The following is a 16,112-nucleotide window of genomic DNA, read 5'->3' as shown; positions in this document are numbered from 1 at the left end:
GATGGACAGATCTGCTGATCATTCGACGACCGAGCAGGCTACCGACCATACTGACACCGACCAGACCGAGACGAGGCCTGATCACACCGATACCGAAGCCAAGCTGGCTCAACTCGAGGACCGCTGGCGCAGAGCACTCGCAGATCTGGACAACCTGCGCAAGCGGTATGCCAAAGATCTCGACCGTGAACGCGCCGCGGAGACAGCGAGAGTATCGGCGGCGTGGCTGCCTGTCCTGGACAACTTGGAGCTCGCGCTGGCCCATGCGGATAGCGATCCTCAGGCCGTCGTCGAGGGTGTGAAGGCAATCCGGGACCAAGCGGTGCAGATACTGTCACGGCTCGGCTTCGAGCGCCACGACGAGGTCGGTGTGCCGTTCACCCCGGAACTCCACGAAGTAGTCAGTGTGGTGACCCAACCCGACCTTCCCTCCGGAACCGTGATCGAGGTCTTGCGGCCAGGTTACGGAGAAAACGGACAGCAGTTGCGTCCCGCCACCGTGGTCGTCAGCCGACCTGAGGAGTGAGCGCCATGGCGCGTGACTACTACGAAGCGCTCGGGGTCCCGCGCAGCGCCGACACCGACGAAATCCAGCAGGCCTACCGCCGACTTGCCCGCAAATATCACCCCGACATCAACAAAGACCCCACTGCGGAAGACAAGTTCAAAGAGATCAATGAGGCCTACCAAGTGTTATCCGACCCAGACACCCGGAAACGCTACGACCGATTCGGGGACGACTTCCGTCGGGTACCCGAGGACTACGACGAACGGGTCCGGGCAAGCGCCGGCGGGTACGGCGGCGGAAGGTACAGCGGCGGGGGCCGGAGGGTGCACTTCGGACACGGCACAGACGGCGAGGGGAGCGTCGACTTCGAGGACCTCTTCGGACAGATGTTCGGCGGCGGTGGCGCGTACGGCCCGATTCCCGGCGCCGATCAGGAAGCGGAACTGGAACTGACCCTGGAAGAGGCGTACCGGGGCGGCAAACGCACTCTCCGTCTGGACGGACGACGATACGACGTCAACATTCCGGTCGGTGTCCTCGACGGCCAAAGAATCCGGCTGGCCGGGCAAGGGGGCCGAGGCAACGGCGGCGCACCGCCCGGGGATCTGTACCTCGTGGTCCGGATCAAACCGCATTCCCGGTTCCGCGTACAGGGCCGGGACATCTACGTCGACCTTCCCGTCTCCCCCTGGGAAGCAGCCCTCGGCGCGACGGTCGCCGTTCCCACTCCCGGCGGTGAGGCGAAAGTCAAAGTCGTACCGGGCTCGTCCACAGGTAGGAAGCTGCGCCTGCGCGGAGAAGGCATGCCCAACCCGCGAGGCCCCAACGGCAACCTCTACGCCGAAATCAAGGTGATGGTGCCACCGAAACCGACAGCACGTGAACGCGAGCTGTTCGAACAGTTGGCCGCCGAATCGAACTTCGACCCGAGGAAACAGCCATGAGCACCCCGACCCCGGGCACCCAGTACATATTGGTTCGCCGTACCGGAATGTCGCTAGATGTCTTCGCCGAACGTACCGGGCTGCACCCCGACCTGGCACGAAAACTCGTGGCTCTCGGCCTGCTCGACGCACGCCGCGACCCCGGCGGCGAAATATTGTTCGAACCGTCAGCAGTGGCCCACGCTGCCCGCATCCAACGGCTGCGGACGGGTCTAGGCCTGAACTACTCGGCAATCGGGCTCGTGCTCGATCTGCTGGATCGAATCGAGAAACTCGAAGCAGCGTCCCACGGAAGGAAGACACCCCCATGGACACCGGCAGTCTGACTGAAAGGTCACGAGAAGCCCTGCAGGAGGCCCAGAACATCGCGACCAGAATGGGCCACACCGAGGTCGACGGAGAGCACCTGCTGCTCGCGTTGGTCGATCAGCAGGAAGGGCTCGTACCGCGACTGCTCGAGCAGGCCGGTGCGAACGTCGACGCCCTACGCTCCGATCTGGAACAGGCACTCATGCGTAGGCCGAAGGTCAGCGGCCCCGGTGCGACGCCCGGTCAGGTGATGATCACCCAGCGCCTGGCCAAACTGCTCGACGCCGCCGAACGAGAGGCAAAGCGACTCAAGGATTCCTACGTGTCGGTGGAGCATCTCGTGATGGCCCTCTCCGAGGAGGGGTCGACCAGTGCGGCCGGACGGGTTCTCACCAGCCATGGGGTCACACGAGAGACCTTCCTCGCCGCCTTGACCACAGTGCGCGGCAACCAGCGCGTCACCTCGGCCACCCCGGAGGGGGCGTACGAGGCGCTCGAGAAGTACGGACGCGACCTCGTCTCCGAGGGCCGAGCAGGCAAACTCGATCCGGTCATCGGGCGAGACGCCGAAATCCGCAGGGTAACGCAGATCCTGAGCCGGAAAACGAAGAACAATCCGGTGCTGATCGGCGACCCCGGCGTCGGCAAGACCGCGATCGTCGAGGGACTCGCCCAGCGGATCGTCCGCGGCGACGTGCCCGAGGGCCTACGCGACAAAACGATCTTCTCGCTCGACATGGGTTCCCTGGTGGCCGGCGCGAAGTACCGCGGCGAGTTCGAGGAACGGCTGCAGGCGGTGCTGTCCGAGGTGAAAGCGGCCGAGGGGCGCATCCTGTTGTTCGTCGACGAGTTACACACCGTCGTCGGCGCAGGATCGGTCGGCGGCGAGGGATCTCTCGACGCCGGCAACATGCTCAAACCGATGCTCGCCCGCGGCGAACTGCACATGATCGGTGCCACCACTCTCGACGAGTATCGCAAGCACATCGAATCCGATGCAGCATTGGAGCGTCGATTCCAGACCGTTCTCGTCGACGAGCCCAGTGCCGAGGATGCAATCTCGATTCTGCGCGGACTTCGAGAACGCCTCGAGGTGTTTCACGGCGTGAAGATCCAGGACGGCGCACTGGTGGCCGCCGTGACCCTCTCGCACCGGTACATCACCGACCGTTTCCTTCCGGACAAGGCGATCGACCTGGTAGATGAAGCGTGCGCCCGCCTACGCACCGAAATCGACTCGATGCCCGCCGAACTCGACGAACTCACCCGGAAAGTGACCCGGCTGGAGATCGAAGAGGCCGCCCTGTCCAAGGAAACGGACGCCGCCAGCAAGACACGCCTCGAGGAGTTGCGTAAGGAACTGGCCGATCTGCGGGCCGAGACCGACGCCCGGCACGCTCAGTGGGAGGCAGAGCGCCAAGCGATCCGTCGGGTGCAGGAGCTACGGGGAGAGCTGGAACGATTGCGACACGAAGCCGAGGAGGCCGAACGCAATTACGACCTCAATCGGGCCGCCGAGCTGCGATACGGCGAGATCACCGAACTCGAACGCAAACTCAAGGCGGCGGAGGAGCAATTGGCCACCAGGCAAGGCCGCAATCCGTTGCTGCGCGAGGTGGTCACCGAAGACGAGATCGCAGAAATCGTGGCCGCATGGACGGGTATCCCGGTCGCTCGACTGCAGGAAGGCGAGCGGGAGAAACTGTTGAAGCTCGACGAGATCCTGCACGAGAGAGTCATCGGTCAGGACGAGGCGGTACAACTAGTCGCAGACGCGGTAATCAGAGCAAGGTCGGGTATCCGCGATCCGCGCCGGCCGATCGGTTCGTTCATCTTCCTGGGCCCGACAGGTGTGGGGAAGACCGAACTCGCAAAGACGCTGGCCAGTGCCCTCTTCGACAGCGAAGACAACATGGTGCGCCTGGATATGAGCGAGTACCAGGAACGGCACACGGTGAGCAGACTCATCGGTGCACCCCCCGGGTACGTCGGGTATGACGAGGGGGGTCAGCTCACTGAGGCGGTGCGTCGCAAGCCGTACTCCGTGGTGCTCTTCGACGAGATCGAGAAGGCCCATGCCGACGTCTTCAATACCCTTCTACAGGTGCTCGACGACGGCCGGATCACCGATTCTCAAGGCAGGCAGGTCGATTTCCGGAACACGGTGATCATCATGACCTCGAACATCGGATCCCAGCATCTCCTCGACGGAGTCACAGCGGACGGCGAGATCAAGCCGGACGCCCGGGCGCGGGTGCTGGCGGAACTGCGCGGGCACTTCCGTCCCGAGTTCCTCAACCGGATCGACGACATCGTGTTGTTCACCCCGCTCACGCTGCCCCAGATCGAGCATATCGTCGAGCTACAACTCACCGATCTGCGGAATAGATTGTCAGAGAGACAGATACACTTGAATATCACACCGGAAGCACGCCGGCTCATTGCCGAACACGGTTTCGACCCGGTCTACGGTGCACGACCCCTGCGCAGGTATATCGCCCATGAGGTCGAAACCAGGATAGGTCGTGCGCTGTTGCGCGGCGAAATCGAACCGGGCGGCACCATCGATGTCACGGTCGATGACGGCGAACTGTCCGTCGCATATGCGGAACCCGCCATCGCGGCCTGAGAAGGGGTGTCGTCATGGGATCCGACAAGGTGAAGTGCCCACACTGCGGCAAGGTCAACAGGGTACCGGCGGCCGGGAACGGGAGACCCCGCTGCGGAAATTGCCACGAGCCGCTGCCCTGGATCGCCTCGGCAGGGGATGGCGACTTCGCGGAGGTCGCCGAGAAATCCTCGGTGCCTGTACTCGTTGACCTCTGGGCGACGTGGTGCGCTCCGTGCCGAATGGTCAGCCCCGCGCTCGAGCAGCTCGCCACAGAACGCGCAGGTCAGATCAAGCTCGTCAAGGTTGACGTGGATGCTGCACCCCAGACGGCCGAACGTTTCACCGTCCGTGCCGTTCCGACGCTGCTGGTGATGGACCGCGGTGAGGTACTCGCTCGTCAGGCGGGCGCCGCTCCGGTACCGGTGTTGCGCACATGGCTCGATCAGGCGCTCTCGGAAAAAGCAGGCAAGGAGGCGAACTCATGACTTTTGCCCACGCGGACCCACATGTGATCGCGATCCGGGCCGTGGCGCCCCGCACTCCACAAGGTTGCGAGGAATGTCTTCGCCTCGGCACCCCGTGGGTACATCTGAGGCTGTGTCTGTCGTGCGGACACGTCGGTTGCTGCGACTCCTCGCCGGGCAAGCACGCGAGCGCACACGCTCACGCCCTTGGCCATCCGATCGTCCAGTCGATGGAACCCGGTGAAGATTGGCGTTGGTGTTATGTCGACCAGAATTTCGTCTGAGGACGCCCCACGCCTCGGCGACGGTCAGCTCGTCGACGACGAGACTCCGGATGCAGTCGGGGCATTCCCGCGGTTGACGGACGCCCAGGTAGCGACGCTCGAGACCGGAGGCACACGTCGATCGGTTCACGCCGGCGAGGTGCTGATTCGAGCGGGCACCCGCAGCAGCGACTTCTTCGTCGTCCTTTCCGGCAAGGTCGCGATCATCGACGAGGGCGCCGAGGACGGTGAGCGTCGGATATTGCGCCTGCACGGTCCGGGCCGATTCCTGGGCGAGCTCGGACTGCTGGATGGCCAGGTGGCGTTCTTCACCGCCGAGGCGATCGAGGACGGCGAGGTGCTCGTCGTCCCAGCCGAGCGGGTGCGCGAGCTCGTCGCCCACGACCTCGTGCTCAGCGATCTGATCCTGCGGGCCTACCTGGTGCGCCGGCACCTACTGATCGGGCTCGGTTCGGGGTTCCGAATCATCGGCTCCTGCTATTCCCCGGACACGTTGCGGCTTCGCGAGTTCGCGATGCGCAACCGGCTGCCCCACAAATGGATCGATCTGGAGCAAGACGAACGGGCGGAGCAACTGCTGCAAAGCCTGGGTGTCGCCCCAGAGGACACTCCCGTCGTGATCTGGCACGGCGAGAAGGTGCTGCGCAATCCGACGAACGCCGAACTCGCCCGCATCGTCGGGCTTCCGGTCCCGGACGCAGCGCACGACGTATGCGACCTCGTCGTCGTAGGTGCCGGACCGGCGGGTCTGGCCGCGTCCGTGTACGGCTCATCCGACGGGTTGAACACGGTGACACTGGAGTCGATCGCTGCAGGTGGGCAGGCTAGCACCTCCTCCCGGATCGAGAACTACCTGGGCTTTCCGGCGGGGATCTCCGGTGCCGAATTGGCGGAGCGGGCCGTGATTCAGGCCGGGAAGTTCGGTACCCGCCTTCTAGTATCGGCGGAGGTGACCGGTTTGGGATCCGACGGCGGGCACCATGTGCTCCAACTGGCGGACGGCGGCGAGATCCGCGCCCGGGCGGTCGTGCTCGCCACCGGGGCGCGATATCGCAAGTTGGAGGTTCCGGGAATCGAGGCACTGGAGGGGAGAAGCGTGTATTACGCCGCAACCAATCAGGAAGCGCGTCTGTGCGGCACCGACCCTGTAGCCATCGTCGGCGGCGGAAACTCCGCCGGCCAGGCCACCGTCTTCCTCGCAGACCAAGTTTCCCACGTTCACCTCCTCATCCGCGGCCACGACCTCGGAAAAAGTATGTCCCGGTATCTCGTCGACCAGATCGAACGCCATCCGCGCGTGACCGTGCACCGAAATGCCGAGATTCGTGAGGTCCACGGCGACAAGCACCTCGAAGAGATTGCAATCGAGGACAATTGCACGGGCGACAAGGCCAGGATCCGGGTGCACGCTCTGTTCGTCTTCATCGGGGCGACGCCGCATACCGGGTGGCTGACCGACGCGATCGCGCTCGACGACCACGGCTTCGTCCTCACGGGCGTGGACGCCGTCCACGCCCGTGAGGACGGCAACCAGAGACCCGGCGCCCCGCCGTCGAGAACACTCGAAACAAGCCGGGCCGGCCTGTTCGCAGCGGGTGACGTCCGCAGCGGCTCGGTAAAACGGGTCGCATCCGCTGTCGGTGAAGGAGCGATGGCGGTACGACAAATCCATGAATACTTCGAGAGGAGCTGACGACATGCCAGTGATGGGCACTGCAAAATTCCAGCGGTTCTTCCGGGCAGCGGCTGGACTGCACGTCGACCGGAACGATCTCAAACGCTATACAGATTTCATCGACGACAAGATCTACGACGTGATCCTCATCGGCAAGGCCTCGGCAAAGGCAAACCTTCGGGACGTGATCGAACCGTGGGACCTGCCGATCACCAAGGGGCTGCAGGAGAGCATCGACCGATTCGAGAAGCTGGACGAGGAGATCGAACTACAACCTCTGCTCGACCAACTGGCGGCCCAACCGCCCTTGGACGTAGCCCTCTCCGAGAAAACCGAGCAGAGATTGCCGCTGATTGCCGGAGGCTTGAGCGTGGCGCTGGCGCGCACTTTCGTCACTGTCCAGCCGGACCGCAAAAACCCGGGACCGCCGAATGGAACGTCACCCTCGACATCTTCCATCAACTGCTCTGAACCCAGCCAGCGACCGGGCACTGATGGCGGACAAACGTGCCAGACACATCGAGGACGATGTGATCTGGCCAAGATGCAAAGGCGGAATGCACCGCTACTCACAAACGACATCTCGTAGATGAGGACGATCAACATTCACGTATCGGTCTTCCCTCCTGCGGTCGTTGTCGTCAAAGCATGCGGGTACATCGCCACGTTCATCCGGGCGGAACACCTCTCGTTGCCGCTTCGTCTTCGGCCTACATTGCGCCGCTTCGTGAACTGGATCTGTAACGACATACAGAAGGAGGGATCACCCCGGGGGTGTGCCGCAACTTCACCGCCCCGCATAGATACGCTCGATACCCGCTTCCAACACGCACGGGATGCGCGGGCCGGGAACGGTCCTACTCGGTTGACTACCGGCGAGATCGCCGCCCACTTCGACGACGTCTACGGCGCGACGGTGTCGAAGGAGACGATCAGCAAGATTCCCCCGAGCACTGCGTGCAGGGAGGTACCCCCACCGACAAGGTTCTTGCCGAAATGACGGAGTGGTCCGTCCGGCCGCTCGATCCGGTGTATCCGGCGGAAGTTCATCGATGCGATCCCCATCAAGGTTCGCGACGGACAGGTCACCAACCGGCCGGTCTATGTGGCGATCGGCGTGACCGTCGACGGGCATCGCGACATCATCGGACTGTAGGCCGGCGACGGCGGTGAGGGCGCGAAGTTCCGGCTCGCCGTCCTGACCGAGATCAAGAACCGCGGCACCGGCGACGTGTGCATCGTGGTGTGTGACGGACTCAAGGGCCTACCCGAGGCCATCACCACCGTGTGGGAGCATGCGATCGTCCAGACGTGTGTGATCCATCTGCTGCGCAACACCTTCCGTTACGCGTCACGCAGGTACTGGGACGAGATGAGCCGGGATCTGCGGCCGATCTCTCCCCCGAGCACTACGTGCAGGGAGGTGCCCCCACGGCAGCTACCGAGGCGAGGCCAGCGAGCGGTTCGACGAGTTCACCGTCAAATGGGGTCCGCGCTATCCGGCGATCACCCGGTTGTGGCGCAACGCCTGGAGCGAATTCGTGCCGTTCCTCGATTACGACCCGGAGATCAGACGCGTGATCTGCAGTACCAACGCGATCGAGAGCATCAACGCGCGATACCGCCGGGCGATCCGGGCCCGCGGGCATTTCCCCTACGAACAGGCCGCGTTGAAGTGTCTGTATTTGGCGACCCGAGCGTTGGCGACCCGAGCGCTGGACCCGACAGGGAAGGGAAGAGCACGATGGGCAACGAGGTGGAAGCCGGCACTGAACGCTTTCGCTATCACGTTGGAGGGCCGGATCACCCCGAGTGAGAACTAAACCTATGCGCCAGAACCGGATCCACCGGAGAACTGACAGGCCCTGCCCCCTCCGGTGTGAACTGCAGCTGCCAGGCGGTGTTGCGCGACTGTAGTAGTTCGGCGATGTGCTGTGCGCATTCGTCGGTGTTTCGTGGCACGGAGCGGGGTAGTTCCACCTCGCGTGCGTGTAGACGGTCCCATAGCTCGATCAGCCAGGGGGGCCGCAGCCGTGCCGCGGTCATGACGTTGCCATCGCGCAGTATCTCGTCGGGGGGTCCTTGCCGAACGGCGCCTCCGTGTACCACGGCTACGGAGTCGGCCCATTCGTAGGCCAGGGCGGTGTCATGAGTCGACAAAACGACTGTGGTGTGGTTTTTTTCGAGCTTGTCGAGTGCTTGGAACATTTCCTCGACTCCTGCTGGGTCAAGACCGGCTGATGGCTCATCGAGCAGCAGCACGCAGGGGCGCATAGCCATCGCGCCTGCAATGGTCACGCGTTTGCGCTCTCCGTAGGACAGTTCGTGCGTCGGTCGGTCGGCGAGCGGTTCGATGGACAGTAGATCAAGTGCCTCGGCGACTCGTTCGCTTATTTCTGACCTGTTCAAGCCGAGATTGGCCGGTCCGAACGCCACGTCATGGGCAACATCAGCCGAGAACAGTTGGTCGTCGGGGTCTTGCAGCACGAGTTGAACGTCCTGCCTGTGCCTGCGTAGTCCGCGTCGGGTGTGCCGAAGCGGTACACCGTCGACTTCGACGGTGCCGCTGGTGGGTTCGAGCGAGCCGGCGAGAATCTTCAGGAGTGTCGTCTTCCCTGAGCCGTTGGCACCCAGGATCGCCACCCGAGACGCGGGTGGTATGTCGATCGTGGCGCCGGCGAGAGGTTCGGTGCCGGAGGGATAGGAATAGGATATTCCCTTTGCGCACAACGATAGATGGCTCACAGCAATGTTCCTTCCAGGAGGGACGCTCCAGCAATCGCGCTGAACGTCACCACACAGGCGCCGATGAAACGCCAGTTCACCGCCGCTGCATTGAGCGTCGGCATCGAAATACCGAAGTCACGTCCTGCAAGCCCCATCTCCAATCGGCGTGCCTGTGTCCAAGCTCGTGTGAGCACGGCCGCGGTGAGCAGGCCCGCCGAATTGAGGGTGCGTCTGGGGGTCGAGTATCCGAGGCGCGAGGTCTGTGCTTGTCGGATCACCGAGACCGATTCGAGTAGAACGAATACGAGTCGGTACATAACGGTGACCACGTCGATGCAGGGTCCCGGCACTCCGAGTCGACGGAGCGATGCCATCACCGTGGTCAGCGGCGTCGTCGAGGCGAACATCAGCATCGCGATGGATGCGGTCATTGCCCGGGCGCCCAGTGCGGCTGCCTGCACGATTCCTTCTTCGGACACAGACAGGTGCCAGTTGTTCAAGTCCACCGTGAGCATCGTCGACGCGGCCGCGATGAGGATGAACGCAGCGGGTCCGCGGGCGCAGCGCAGCACGTGTCCTAATCGGATGCCGGCCGGCCGGGTCGTTGCCAGGCACAGTGCCAGCAGCATCGGAATGGTCGGCCAGGGCGGCAGCACCACTGCAAGTGTGGTGACCCCGCCGTACAACGCCGCTTTTTCGGCGACGGTTTTCTGCCGCCACGGGCTTCGCCAGGCGACTGTGTCGATTCGTGCTGCGCTCGAGGACATTGCGTTCCCTTCGGTGGGGGCATCGCCGGTGTGATGATCAATCCTCTGCTGTGGCGGCGGTCGGCGCCGGAGGTGTCGCAGACGACCCCGATTCGGTGCGCCGGCGTTGCCATAGTGCGCCGACAGCGAAGCCGAACACCGCGGCCCCGACTGCGGCCTGCACGGCGAACAGGCCCGACTCGATCTCCCCCGATCCGGGGGTGAACACCGGGGAGAACCAGGGTTGGTACTCGGGGTTGGCGTCTTCGATGTATTCGGTCGCGGCGGTGTCGGTACCGACGAAACTCGCGTCCTCGTCCAGATCACGGTTGAGCCAGATCGAGGCGACGAAGATGAGGGCGATCGCGATCACCAGTGATGCGGTCGTGAGGGCGGACTTATGACGCAACATAGCTGTCCTTCGTCTGGGTCTGGGCTTCTGCCCGGTTGCGGCGCGTCAGCACGCTCAGGCCTGCGAGTTCCGGGCCGGCGATCCTGCGCAGTGTGCGGAAGACCAGGACTCCGAGCAGTCCTTCGATAACTGCGAGCGGAATCTGTGTGAGCGCGAATACCGAGAGGAACTTCACCAGCGAACCTCCGATTCCGCTGGTTGCGTCGGGAAATGCGATGGCCAACTGCAGTGAGGTCGTGCAATAGGTGGCGAGGTCGGCGCAGAACATCGCGGCGAAGATGCCGACGCTGACAGGAGCGTTGAGGGTGCGGAGCCCGCGCCATGCGCCGTATCCCACCCAGGGGCCGATGATCGCCATGGAGAAGACGTTGGCGCCGAGGGTAGTGAGACCACCGTGAGCGAGCAGGAGTGCTTGGAAGAGCAGCACTACGGTGCCCATGAACGCCATCACCGGGGGTCGGAACAGCACGGCCCCGAGGCCCGTTCCGGTGGGATGGCTCGAGCTTCCCGTCACCGACGGTAGTTTGACGGCCGAAAGAACAAAGGTGAAGGCTCCGGCTGCACCGAGGAGTAGGCGCGTTTCGGGTTTCTCCCGCACTTGGCGCACCACCGCTGTGGCACCGTGAACAACGAAGGGTACGGCTGCTGCCGTCCATGCTGCCGCTTGTAGAGGCGGTAGAAATCCTTCCGCGATGTGCATGTCTACAGGCTCCTTTCGGAAGAATATGAGTACTCGCGCCCCGAGTTGCCGATATCTGGGCGGGCCGGGGTGAGCCGATCAGGGATCTGACCCTCGCCACTGCCAGATCGGCCCGGTCATGGACCGGCTATGTGTAGTCGCTGCTCGAACTGTGGAACCGAGGGATCGCGCCGGGCGGTGAGGTGACAGGCCCTGCGGTGTCGAGAGGAGCCGATCAGGGTGGTATGGCCCCGCTCTGAGGTCAGAATGCGTCGTTCCTGCACTTGACGGCGATGATTGTTTCGCGGTGGACCGAGGTTGCGATCCGGAAGGGTCGGTCCTGCAGGTCCGAGTTGACGACGAGGTCGGCGATGGGTGCATGCAGCTGCGTGCGCACAACCCTCTTGAGATTACGCGCACCGTAGACGGGGTCGAATCCTTTGTCCGCCAAGAACTCGCAGACGGTGTCGTCGGGTTCCCATTCGATACCGTTCTTGAGCAATTGTGTCCGCAGACGCGCAAGCTCGTGATCGACGATCATCCGGGACTCGTCTCGGCCCAGCGGACGGAACTTGACGATCTCGTCGAAGCGGTTGAACAACTCGGGGTCGAAGAAGTTTTCCACCGCGTCCATGACAGGGTCGTGGTCCGCAGCGAGCCCGATGCCGGCGGCGCTTTTCACCGTATTCCATACAGTGCGCACGGTCATCGAGCCGGCGCGTGCTTGTCGGGCCAGCTCGTGGGATCCGAGATTCGAGGTCAGGAGGATGATCGAGTTTCGGAACGAAATGCTCGAGGTTCCCGAGGCGAGGGTGAGGACACCGGTGTCGAGAATTTGCAGCAGTGACCGCAAGACGGTCTTGTGGGCCTTCTCCACCTCGTCGAACAGGACGATTCCAGGTCTGGAGATGTTGCCTTCGACCAGTTCCCGGTCGAAAAGGGTGAACTGCTCCTTCGAGCCGGAATACCCCGGGGGAGCGCCGGACAACGACGCTGCGTAGTGCTCCTGTGCAAGTGAGTTCATGTCGATCCGACAGAGCTTGTCCGGATCTCCGGCCACTTCGGCCGCTATCCGTCGGGCCAGTTCGGTCTTTCCCACACCCGTCGGGCCGACGAAAAGCAGCGACGCGATCGGGCGGTGCGGGTCGCGAATACCGGCGGCAGCAATCGTGAGGGCACGCACCACCGAGGCAATTGCGTCGTGCTGGCCCAGGATTGCTTGCTGGAGGTTCTGGGACAGCTGTTGAGGGGACGCGCACCTGCCCATGGCGAACTGCCGGGGGGCCGGTCGTGCGACATGCCCCGAGTTCAGATCGTCGACTTTTTGAGACAGGTAGCCGGACATCGAGATTACTCCTCCTTGTGATCAGCACCGGCGTGGCGCGCATCCACACGTGTATCGGTATTCACATCAGGCGATCTGTGTGCCGGTCTGGGTTGCTACTGCCGGATGGACGATCTCGGAGGTACGCATCGATGCCGTCTCCAACCAGATGTCATTCAGGCACCCGAATCACTCGCCGCACAGACCGCGACGGGGCGTGCACCGAGGCATTCACGGCCGAACACATAAACTCTTCCAATCGGAAGCATATGCTACTGATACCAGCATCTCCATAGCGATGACAACCACCCAACCTGCGATTTCTCGCCAACATTCGCCCGATCGGCCAGATTTAACAGTCAGGAAACAGTCATTCCTCTAGTGTGGAGTTACTTTCAGATGGAAGTAATCTCGCCCCGCGGATGGGGCACAGTACCCGCTCAACGAGAGAGGTCCCACTCAAGTGCGACACGGAGACATTTCATCGAGCCCGGATACCGTCGGCGTCGCGGTCGTCAACTACAAGATGCCACGCCTGCACACCAAGGCCGACGTCCTGAAGAACGCACAAGCAATCGCGGACATGGTCGTCGGGATGAAGGCCGGACTTCCCGGCATGGACCTGGTGGTCTTCCCCGAGTACTCCACCATGGGAATCATGTACGACCAGGACGAGATGTACGCGACGGCGGCAACGATCCCCGGCGACGAGACAGCGATCTTCTCCCAGGCCTGCCGCGAGGCGAAGACCTGGGGAGTCTTCTCGATCACCGGCGAACAGCACGAGGATCATCCGCACAAGCCCCCGTACAACACCTTGGTACTCATCAACGACGAAGGCGATATCGTCCAGAAGTACCGAAAGATTCTGCCGTGGACGCCGATCGAAGGCTGGTACCCCGGAGATCAGACCTATGTCACCGAAGGCCCGAAGGGCATGAAGATCTCGCTGATCATCTGCGATGACGGCAACTACCCCGAGATCTGGCGCGATTGTGCAATGAAGGGCGCCGAACTGATCGTCCGCCCTCAAGGCTATATGTATCCGGCCAAGGACCAGCAGGTTCTCATGGCCAAGGCGATGGCATGGGCGAACAACTGCTATGTGGCCGTGGCGAACGCTACGGGCTTCGACGGCGTCTACTCCTACTTCGGCCACAGCGCCATCATCGGCTTCGACGGTCGCACACTGGGCGAGTGCGGCGAGGAAGAGTACGGCATCCAGTACGCGCAGCTGTCCCTGTCCACCATCCGCGACGCCCGCGCCAACGACCAGTCCCAGAACCACCTGTTCAAGCTGCTGCACCGTGGCTACACGGGCGTCCATGCTGCCGGCGACGGCGACAAAGGTGTGGCGGAGTGCCCATTCGAGTTCTACCGGAACTGGGTCAACGACGCCGAAGCCACCCAGCGTCAGGTCGAATCGATCACCCGGGAGACCATTGGCGTCGCCGACTGCCCGGTGTACGATCTCCCCACCGAGCGAACGATGAATGCCTAGCGAATCGTTCTGGTGCAGGTCGCGCTGGGTACGGATAGGGCAACGTCGCTCTACAGGTGACCCTACAACTGCAGCCTTCGGCCCAGAACGCCGCTTCTCACCGGTGGAGGAACGCGCATGTCCCGCGCGGATCAGATCAAGATCGGCTTGGTGATTCCCGAAAGTGGTCCCTCGGGAATCTTCGGCCCATCGTGCGCAGCAAGCGCCCAACTGGCAGTCGAAGAGATCAACTCCCGGGGAGGAATCCTGGGACGCGAAGTTGTGGTGTCGACCATCGACGGTGGCACAGAGCCGGTCACGGTGGCCAACCGTGTCCGGACTCTGTGCCACGAGCAGGCGATCGACGCGGTCGTCGGCTGGCACACCTCGGCGGTCCGACTCCGGGTAGCAGCCGCGATAGGGGGCCAGATCCCCTACATCTACACCGCCCTCTACGAAGGCGGAGAGTCCACACCCGGGGTATTCCTCACCGGCGAGATACCCGACAAACAAGTCGTTCCCGCCCTGAACTGGATGGCAACCCACCACAAGGTCCGCCGCTGGTACGTCGTCGGCAGCGACTACGTCTGGCCCCACGAGACCCTGTCGCAGATCATCGACAGATGCGTCGACGGGACCCACTCCACCACGAGCGCCGAGATCGTCCTGGCCGGCGCGCGGTTCCTGCCCCTCGGCGCATCGAACTTCGATGACGTGCTCGACGCAATCGAGACCTCCTCCGTCGACGGGGTCCTGGTGCTACTTCTAGGACAGGACGCGGTCCGGTTCAACCGGGCATTCGGTGAACGGGGACTGCACCGGGACATCGTGCGGTTGAGTCCACTCATGGACGAGAACATGCTTCTCGCCACCGGAGCCGAAAACGCTCTCGAGTTCTACTCTGCCTCAGGGTATTTCGAATCTCTTGCAACCGGCCACAGCATGGACTTCGCGAACAGTTACTTCGGCATGCACGGGATGTCGGCGCCCCCGTTGGCATCACCGGGCGAATCCTGTTACGAGGGCATCTCTTTGCTCGACAAGCTGGCACACCAGGCCAAAGCACTCGACGTCGGTGCACTCGTCCACACCGCGGACACCATTCCGATCGACTATGAAAGTCCTCGTGGGATGGTGCGTTTCGTCGACAATCACTTGGCTCAGGATGTCTACATCGCACACGCAGACGGATTGGACTTCGATATCGACGCTCGTGTCGCTGAGGTCGTCTGACTGGCGGTCACACCCGCACGGCAAGGCGAAACACACCACGGCGATCGGCACGGCGCTCGGAAGTACTCCAGCCAGAACGGAACCCAGGACAGCAGTCGTACGAGGCGTACGTTAGTGGTCCTCCGGTGCGTTCAACGCCTGCAGCGCGTTCAGCTGTGCATCCGACCATCCCAGCTCGGCCATGAACCGGGCTTCGATCTCGCGCGCCCGCTGCGACGCGGTGGCGTGGACCTCACTGCCGCGAAGCGAGGCATGAACCAGCGTCCGACGACGATCGGTGTGATCGACGAGCCTGAACACCAACGCTTTCGACGCCAGGCGATCGACCAGCTTGGTCAACGTCGGAGCCGGGATGGCAAGCCGGCGTGCAAGATCGTTCATGGCAATACCGTCGTGCTGCACGATCAGATCGAGCAGATAACAGGTGTCGGCCGTCAAGTCGAGATCGTTCAGCGCATGATCGACCTGCCGGCTCAGTGCACGCGACACCGCTGCGAGCGAACCCCCGACCAGGGAACACGCATCCCCCGAGATCCGAGCACTTCCGTGTGACACGTCCGCGTCAGGCAAGGCCGATCCTCTCTGGTCGTACCGATCTGTGGAACGGGAAAGAACTGGAAAACCTACCCCATTGCAGGGTAACCCATACCCCCTGCGGGACAACCGCACCCACCGAAAATCACCCTTACCAAGATCGTTACACGGATTTTTCACAG

The 16,112-nt window shown here is 63.0% G+C and carries 15 protein-coding genes and 2 pseudogenes; 11 read left to right on the top strand and 6 right to left on the bottom strand.

What is annotated here, in order from left to right:
- The first annotated feature begins 1 nt into the window (after window position 1).
- The 9 genes and pseudogenes from OCS65_RS29600 to OCS65_RS29560 form a co-directional block, all read left to right on the top strand.
- Entirely contained in the window at window positions 2-526 is a 525-nt protein-coding gene (locus OCS65_RS29600) for a nucleotide exchange factor GrpE (protein ID WP_248690722.1), read from the top strand.
- A gap of 5 nt (window positions 527-531) precedes the next feature.
- Window positions 532-1,452, top strand: coding sequence for a J domain-containing protein (locus OCS65_RS29595; protein WP_263510568.1), 921 nt, complete (start codon window positions 532-534; stop codon window positions 1,450-1,452).
- Entirely contained in the window at window positions 1,449-1,778 is a 330-nt protein-coding gene (locus tag OCS65_RS29590) for a chaperone modulator CbpM (RefSeq protein WP_088899724.1), read from the top strand. The genes OCS65_RS29595 and OCS65_RS29590 overlap by 4 nt, the downstream gene beginning before the upstream one ends.
- Window positions 1,760-4,390, top strand: a complete 2,631-nt coding sequence (gene clpB, locus OCS65_RS29585; RefSeq protein ID WP_263510567.1) for an ATP-dependent chaperone ClpB — start codon at window positions 1,760-1,762, stop codon at window positions 4,388-4,390. The genes OCS65_RS29590 and clpB overlap by 19 nt, the downstream gene beginning before the upstream one ends.
- Before the next feature lie 14 nt (window positions 4,391-4,404).
- On the top strand, window positions 4,405-4,857 hold the full coding sequence (gene trxA / locus OCS65_RS29580; RefSeq protein ID WP_029540149.1) for a thioredoxin: 453 nt from the start codon (window positions 4,405-4,407) through the stop codon (window positions 4,855-4,857).
- Window positions 4,854-5,120, top strand: a complete 267-nt coding sequence (locus OCS65_RS29575; RefSeq protein WP_071936080.1) for a UBP-type zinc finger domain-containing protein — start codon at window positions 4,854-4,856, stop codon at window positions 5,118-5,120. The genes trxA and OCS65_RS29575 overlap by 4 nt, the downstream gene beginning before the upstream one ends.
- A complete protein-coding gene (locus OCS65_RS29570; protein WP_263510608.1) occupies window positions 5,098-6,813 on the top strand; it encodes an FAD-dependent oxidoreductase in 1,716 nt (571 codons plus the stop codon). Before OCS65_RS29575 ends, OCS65_RS29570 begins: the two co-directional genes overlap by 23 nt.
- A 13-nt stretch (window positions 6,814-6,826) precedes the next feature.
- Window positions 6,827-7,266, top strand: a pseudogene (locus OCS65_RS29565) (DUF1931 family protein).
- Between the two features lie 394 nt (window positions 7,267-7,660).
- Window positions 7,661-8,618: pseudogene (locus OCS65_RS29560) on the top strand (IS256 family transposase); the annotation flags it as partial.
- On the opposite strand, the gene OCS65_RS29555 reads toward OCS65_RS29560, so the two are convergent.
- The 5 genes from OCS65_RS29555 to OCS65_RS29535 all read right to left on the bottom strand — a co-directional run bounded on the left by OCS65_RS29555 (window position 8,599) and on the right by OCS65_RS29535 (window position 12,704).
- A complete protein-coding gene (locus OCS65_RS29555) occupies window positions 8,599-9,540 on the bottom strand; it encodes an energy-coupling factor ABC transporter ATP-binding protein (protein ID WP_232512537.1) in 942 nt (313 codons plus the stop codon). The pseudogene OCS65_RS29560 and the gene OCS65_RS29555 overlap by 20 nt on opposite strands.
- Window positions 9,537-10,289: a cobalt ECF transporter T component CbiQ gene (gene cbiQ, locus OCS65_RS29550; RefSeq protein WP_094979957.1), complete on the bottom strand. Its 753-nt coding sequence runs from the start codon at window positions 10,287-10,289 to the stop codon at window positions 9,537-9,539. Before cbiQ ends, OCS65_RS29555 begins: the two co-directional genes overlap by 4 nt.
- A 37-nt stretch (window positions 10,290-10,326) precedes the next feature.
- Complete coding sequence (locus OCS65_RS29545; RefSeq protein ID WP_120285109.1) at window positions 10,327-10,680, bottom strand: energy-coupling factor ABC transporter substrate-binding protein; 354 nt, start codon at window positions 10,678-10,680, stop codon at window positions 10,327-10,329.
- Window positions 10,667-11,380 carry an energy-coupling factor ABC transporter permease gene (locus OCS65_RS29540; protein ID WP_094979955.1) on the bottom strand — a complete coding sequence of 238 codons (714 nt, stop codon included), beginning with the start codon at window positions 11,378-11,380 and terminating at the stop codon, window positions 10,667-10,669. Before OCS65_RS29540 ends, OCS65_RS29545 begins: the two co-directional genes overlap by 14 nt.
- A gap of 241 nt (window positions 11,381-11,621) precedes the next feature.
- Window positions 11,622-12,704: an AAA family ATPase gene (locus OCS65_RS29535; RefSeq protein ID WP_232512533.1), complete on the bottom strand. Its 1,083-nt coding sequence runs from the start codon at window positions 12,702-12,704 to the stop codon at window positions 11,622-11,624.
- A gap of 442 nt (window positions 12,705-13,146) precedes the next feature.
- Here OCS65_RS29535 and OCS65_RS29530 point away from each other — a divergent pair, with 442 nt between their 5' ends.
- Together OCS65_RS29530 and OCS65_RS29525 are read left to right on the top strand one after the other, a co-directional pair.
- Window positions 13,147-14,184, top strand: coding sequence for an aliphatic amidase (locus tag OCS65_RS29530; RefSeq protein WP_088899712.1), 1,038 nt, complete (start codon window positions 13,147-13,149; stop codon window positions 14,182-14,184).
- 117 nt (window positions 14,185-14,301) lie between these two features.
- Window positions 14,302-15,396 (top strand): substrate-binding domain-containing protein, encoded by a 1,095-nt coding sequence (locus tag OCS65_RS29525; RefSeq protein WP_094979953.1) that lies wholly within the window; start codon window positions 14,302-14,304, stop codon window positions 15,394-15,396.
- 111 nt (window positions 15,397-15,507) lie between these two features.
- On the opposite strand, the gene OCS65_RS29520 is transcribed toward OCS65_RS29525, so the two are convergent.
- Window positions 15,508-15,885, bottom strand: coding sequence for a MarR family transcriptional regulator (locus OCS65_RS29520; protein WP_088899710.1), 378 nt, complete (start codon window positions 15,883-15,885; stop codon window positions 15,508-15,510).
- Window positions 15,886-16,112 lie beyond the last annotated feature (227 nt).

The sequence above is a fragment of the Rhodococcus aetherivorans genome, from assembly GCF_025722975.1.
GTDB classification, from domain to species: Bacteria; Actinomycetota; Actinomycetes; order Mycobacteriales; family Mycobacteriaceae; genus Rhodococcus; species Rhodococcus aetherivorans.
Note: the sequence above shows the minus strand (reverse complement) of the source record. Positions and strands in the feature narration are given on the sequence as shown.

Bases quoted from the DNA above. Each gene is read 5' to 3' on its own strand.
- OCS65_RS29600 (WP_248690722.1), top strand. From the start codon at position 2: ATGGACAGATCTGCTGATCATTCGACGACCGAGCAGGCTACCGACCAT.
- OCS65_RS29595 (WP_263510568.1), top strand. From the start codon at position 532: ATGGCGCGTGACTACTACGAAGCGCTCGGGGTCCCGCGCAGCGCCGAC.
- OCS65_RS29590 (WP_088899724.1), top strand. From the start codon at position 1,449: ATGAGCACCCCGACCCCGGGCACCCAGTACATATTGGTTCGCCGTACC.
- clpB (WP_263510567.1), top strand. From the start codon at position 1,760: ATGGACACCGGCAGTCTGACTGAAAGGTCACGAGAAGCCCTGCAGGAG.
- trxA (WP_029540149.1), top strand. From the start codon at position 4,405: ATGGGATCCGACAAGGTGAAGTGCCCACACTGCGGCAAGGTCAACAGG.
- OCS65_RS29575 (WP_071936080.1), top strand. From the start codon at position 4,854: ATGACTTTTGCCCACGCGGACCCACATGTGATCGCGATCCGGGCCGTG.
- OCS65_RS29570 (WP_263510608.1), top strand. From the start codon at position 5,098: ATGTCGACCAGAATTTCGTCTGAGGACGCCCCACGCCTCGGCGACGGT.
- cbiQ (WP_094979957.1), bottom strand. From the start codon at position 10,289: ATGTCCTCGAGCGCAGCACGAATCGACACAGTCGCCTGGCGAAGCCCG.
- OCS65_RS29545 (WP_120285109.1), bottom strand. From the start codon at position 10,680: ATGTTGCGTCATAAGTCCGCCCTCACGACCGCATCACTGGTGATCGCG.
- OCS65_RS29540 (WP_094979955.1), bottom strand. From the start codon at position 11,380: ATGCACATCGCGGAAGGATTTCTACCGCCTCTACAAGCGGCAGCATGG.
- OCS65_RS29535 (WP_232512533.1), bottom strand. From the start codon at position 12,704: ATGTCCGGCTACCTGTCTCAAAAAGTCGACGATCTGAACTCGGGGCAT.
- OCS65_RS29525 (WP_094979953.1), top strand. From the start codon at position 14,302: ATGTCCCGCGCGGATCAGATCAAGATCGGCTTGGTGATTCCCGAAAGT.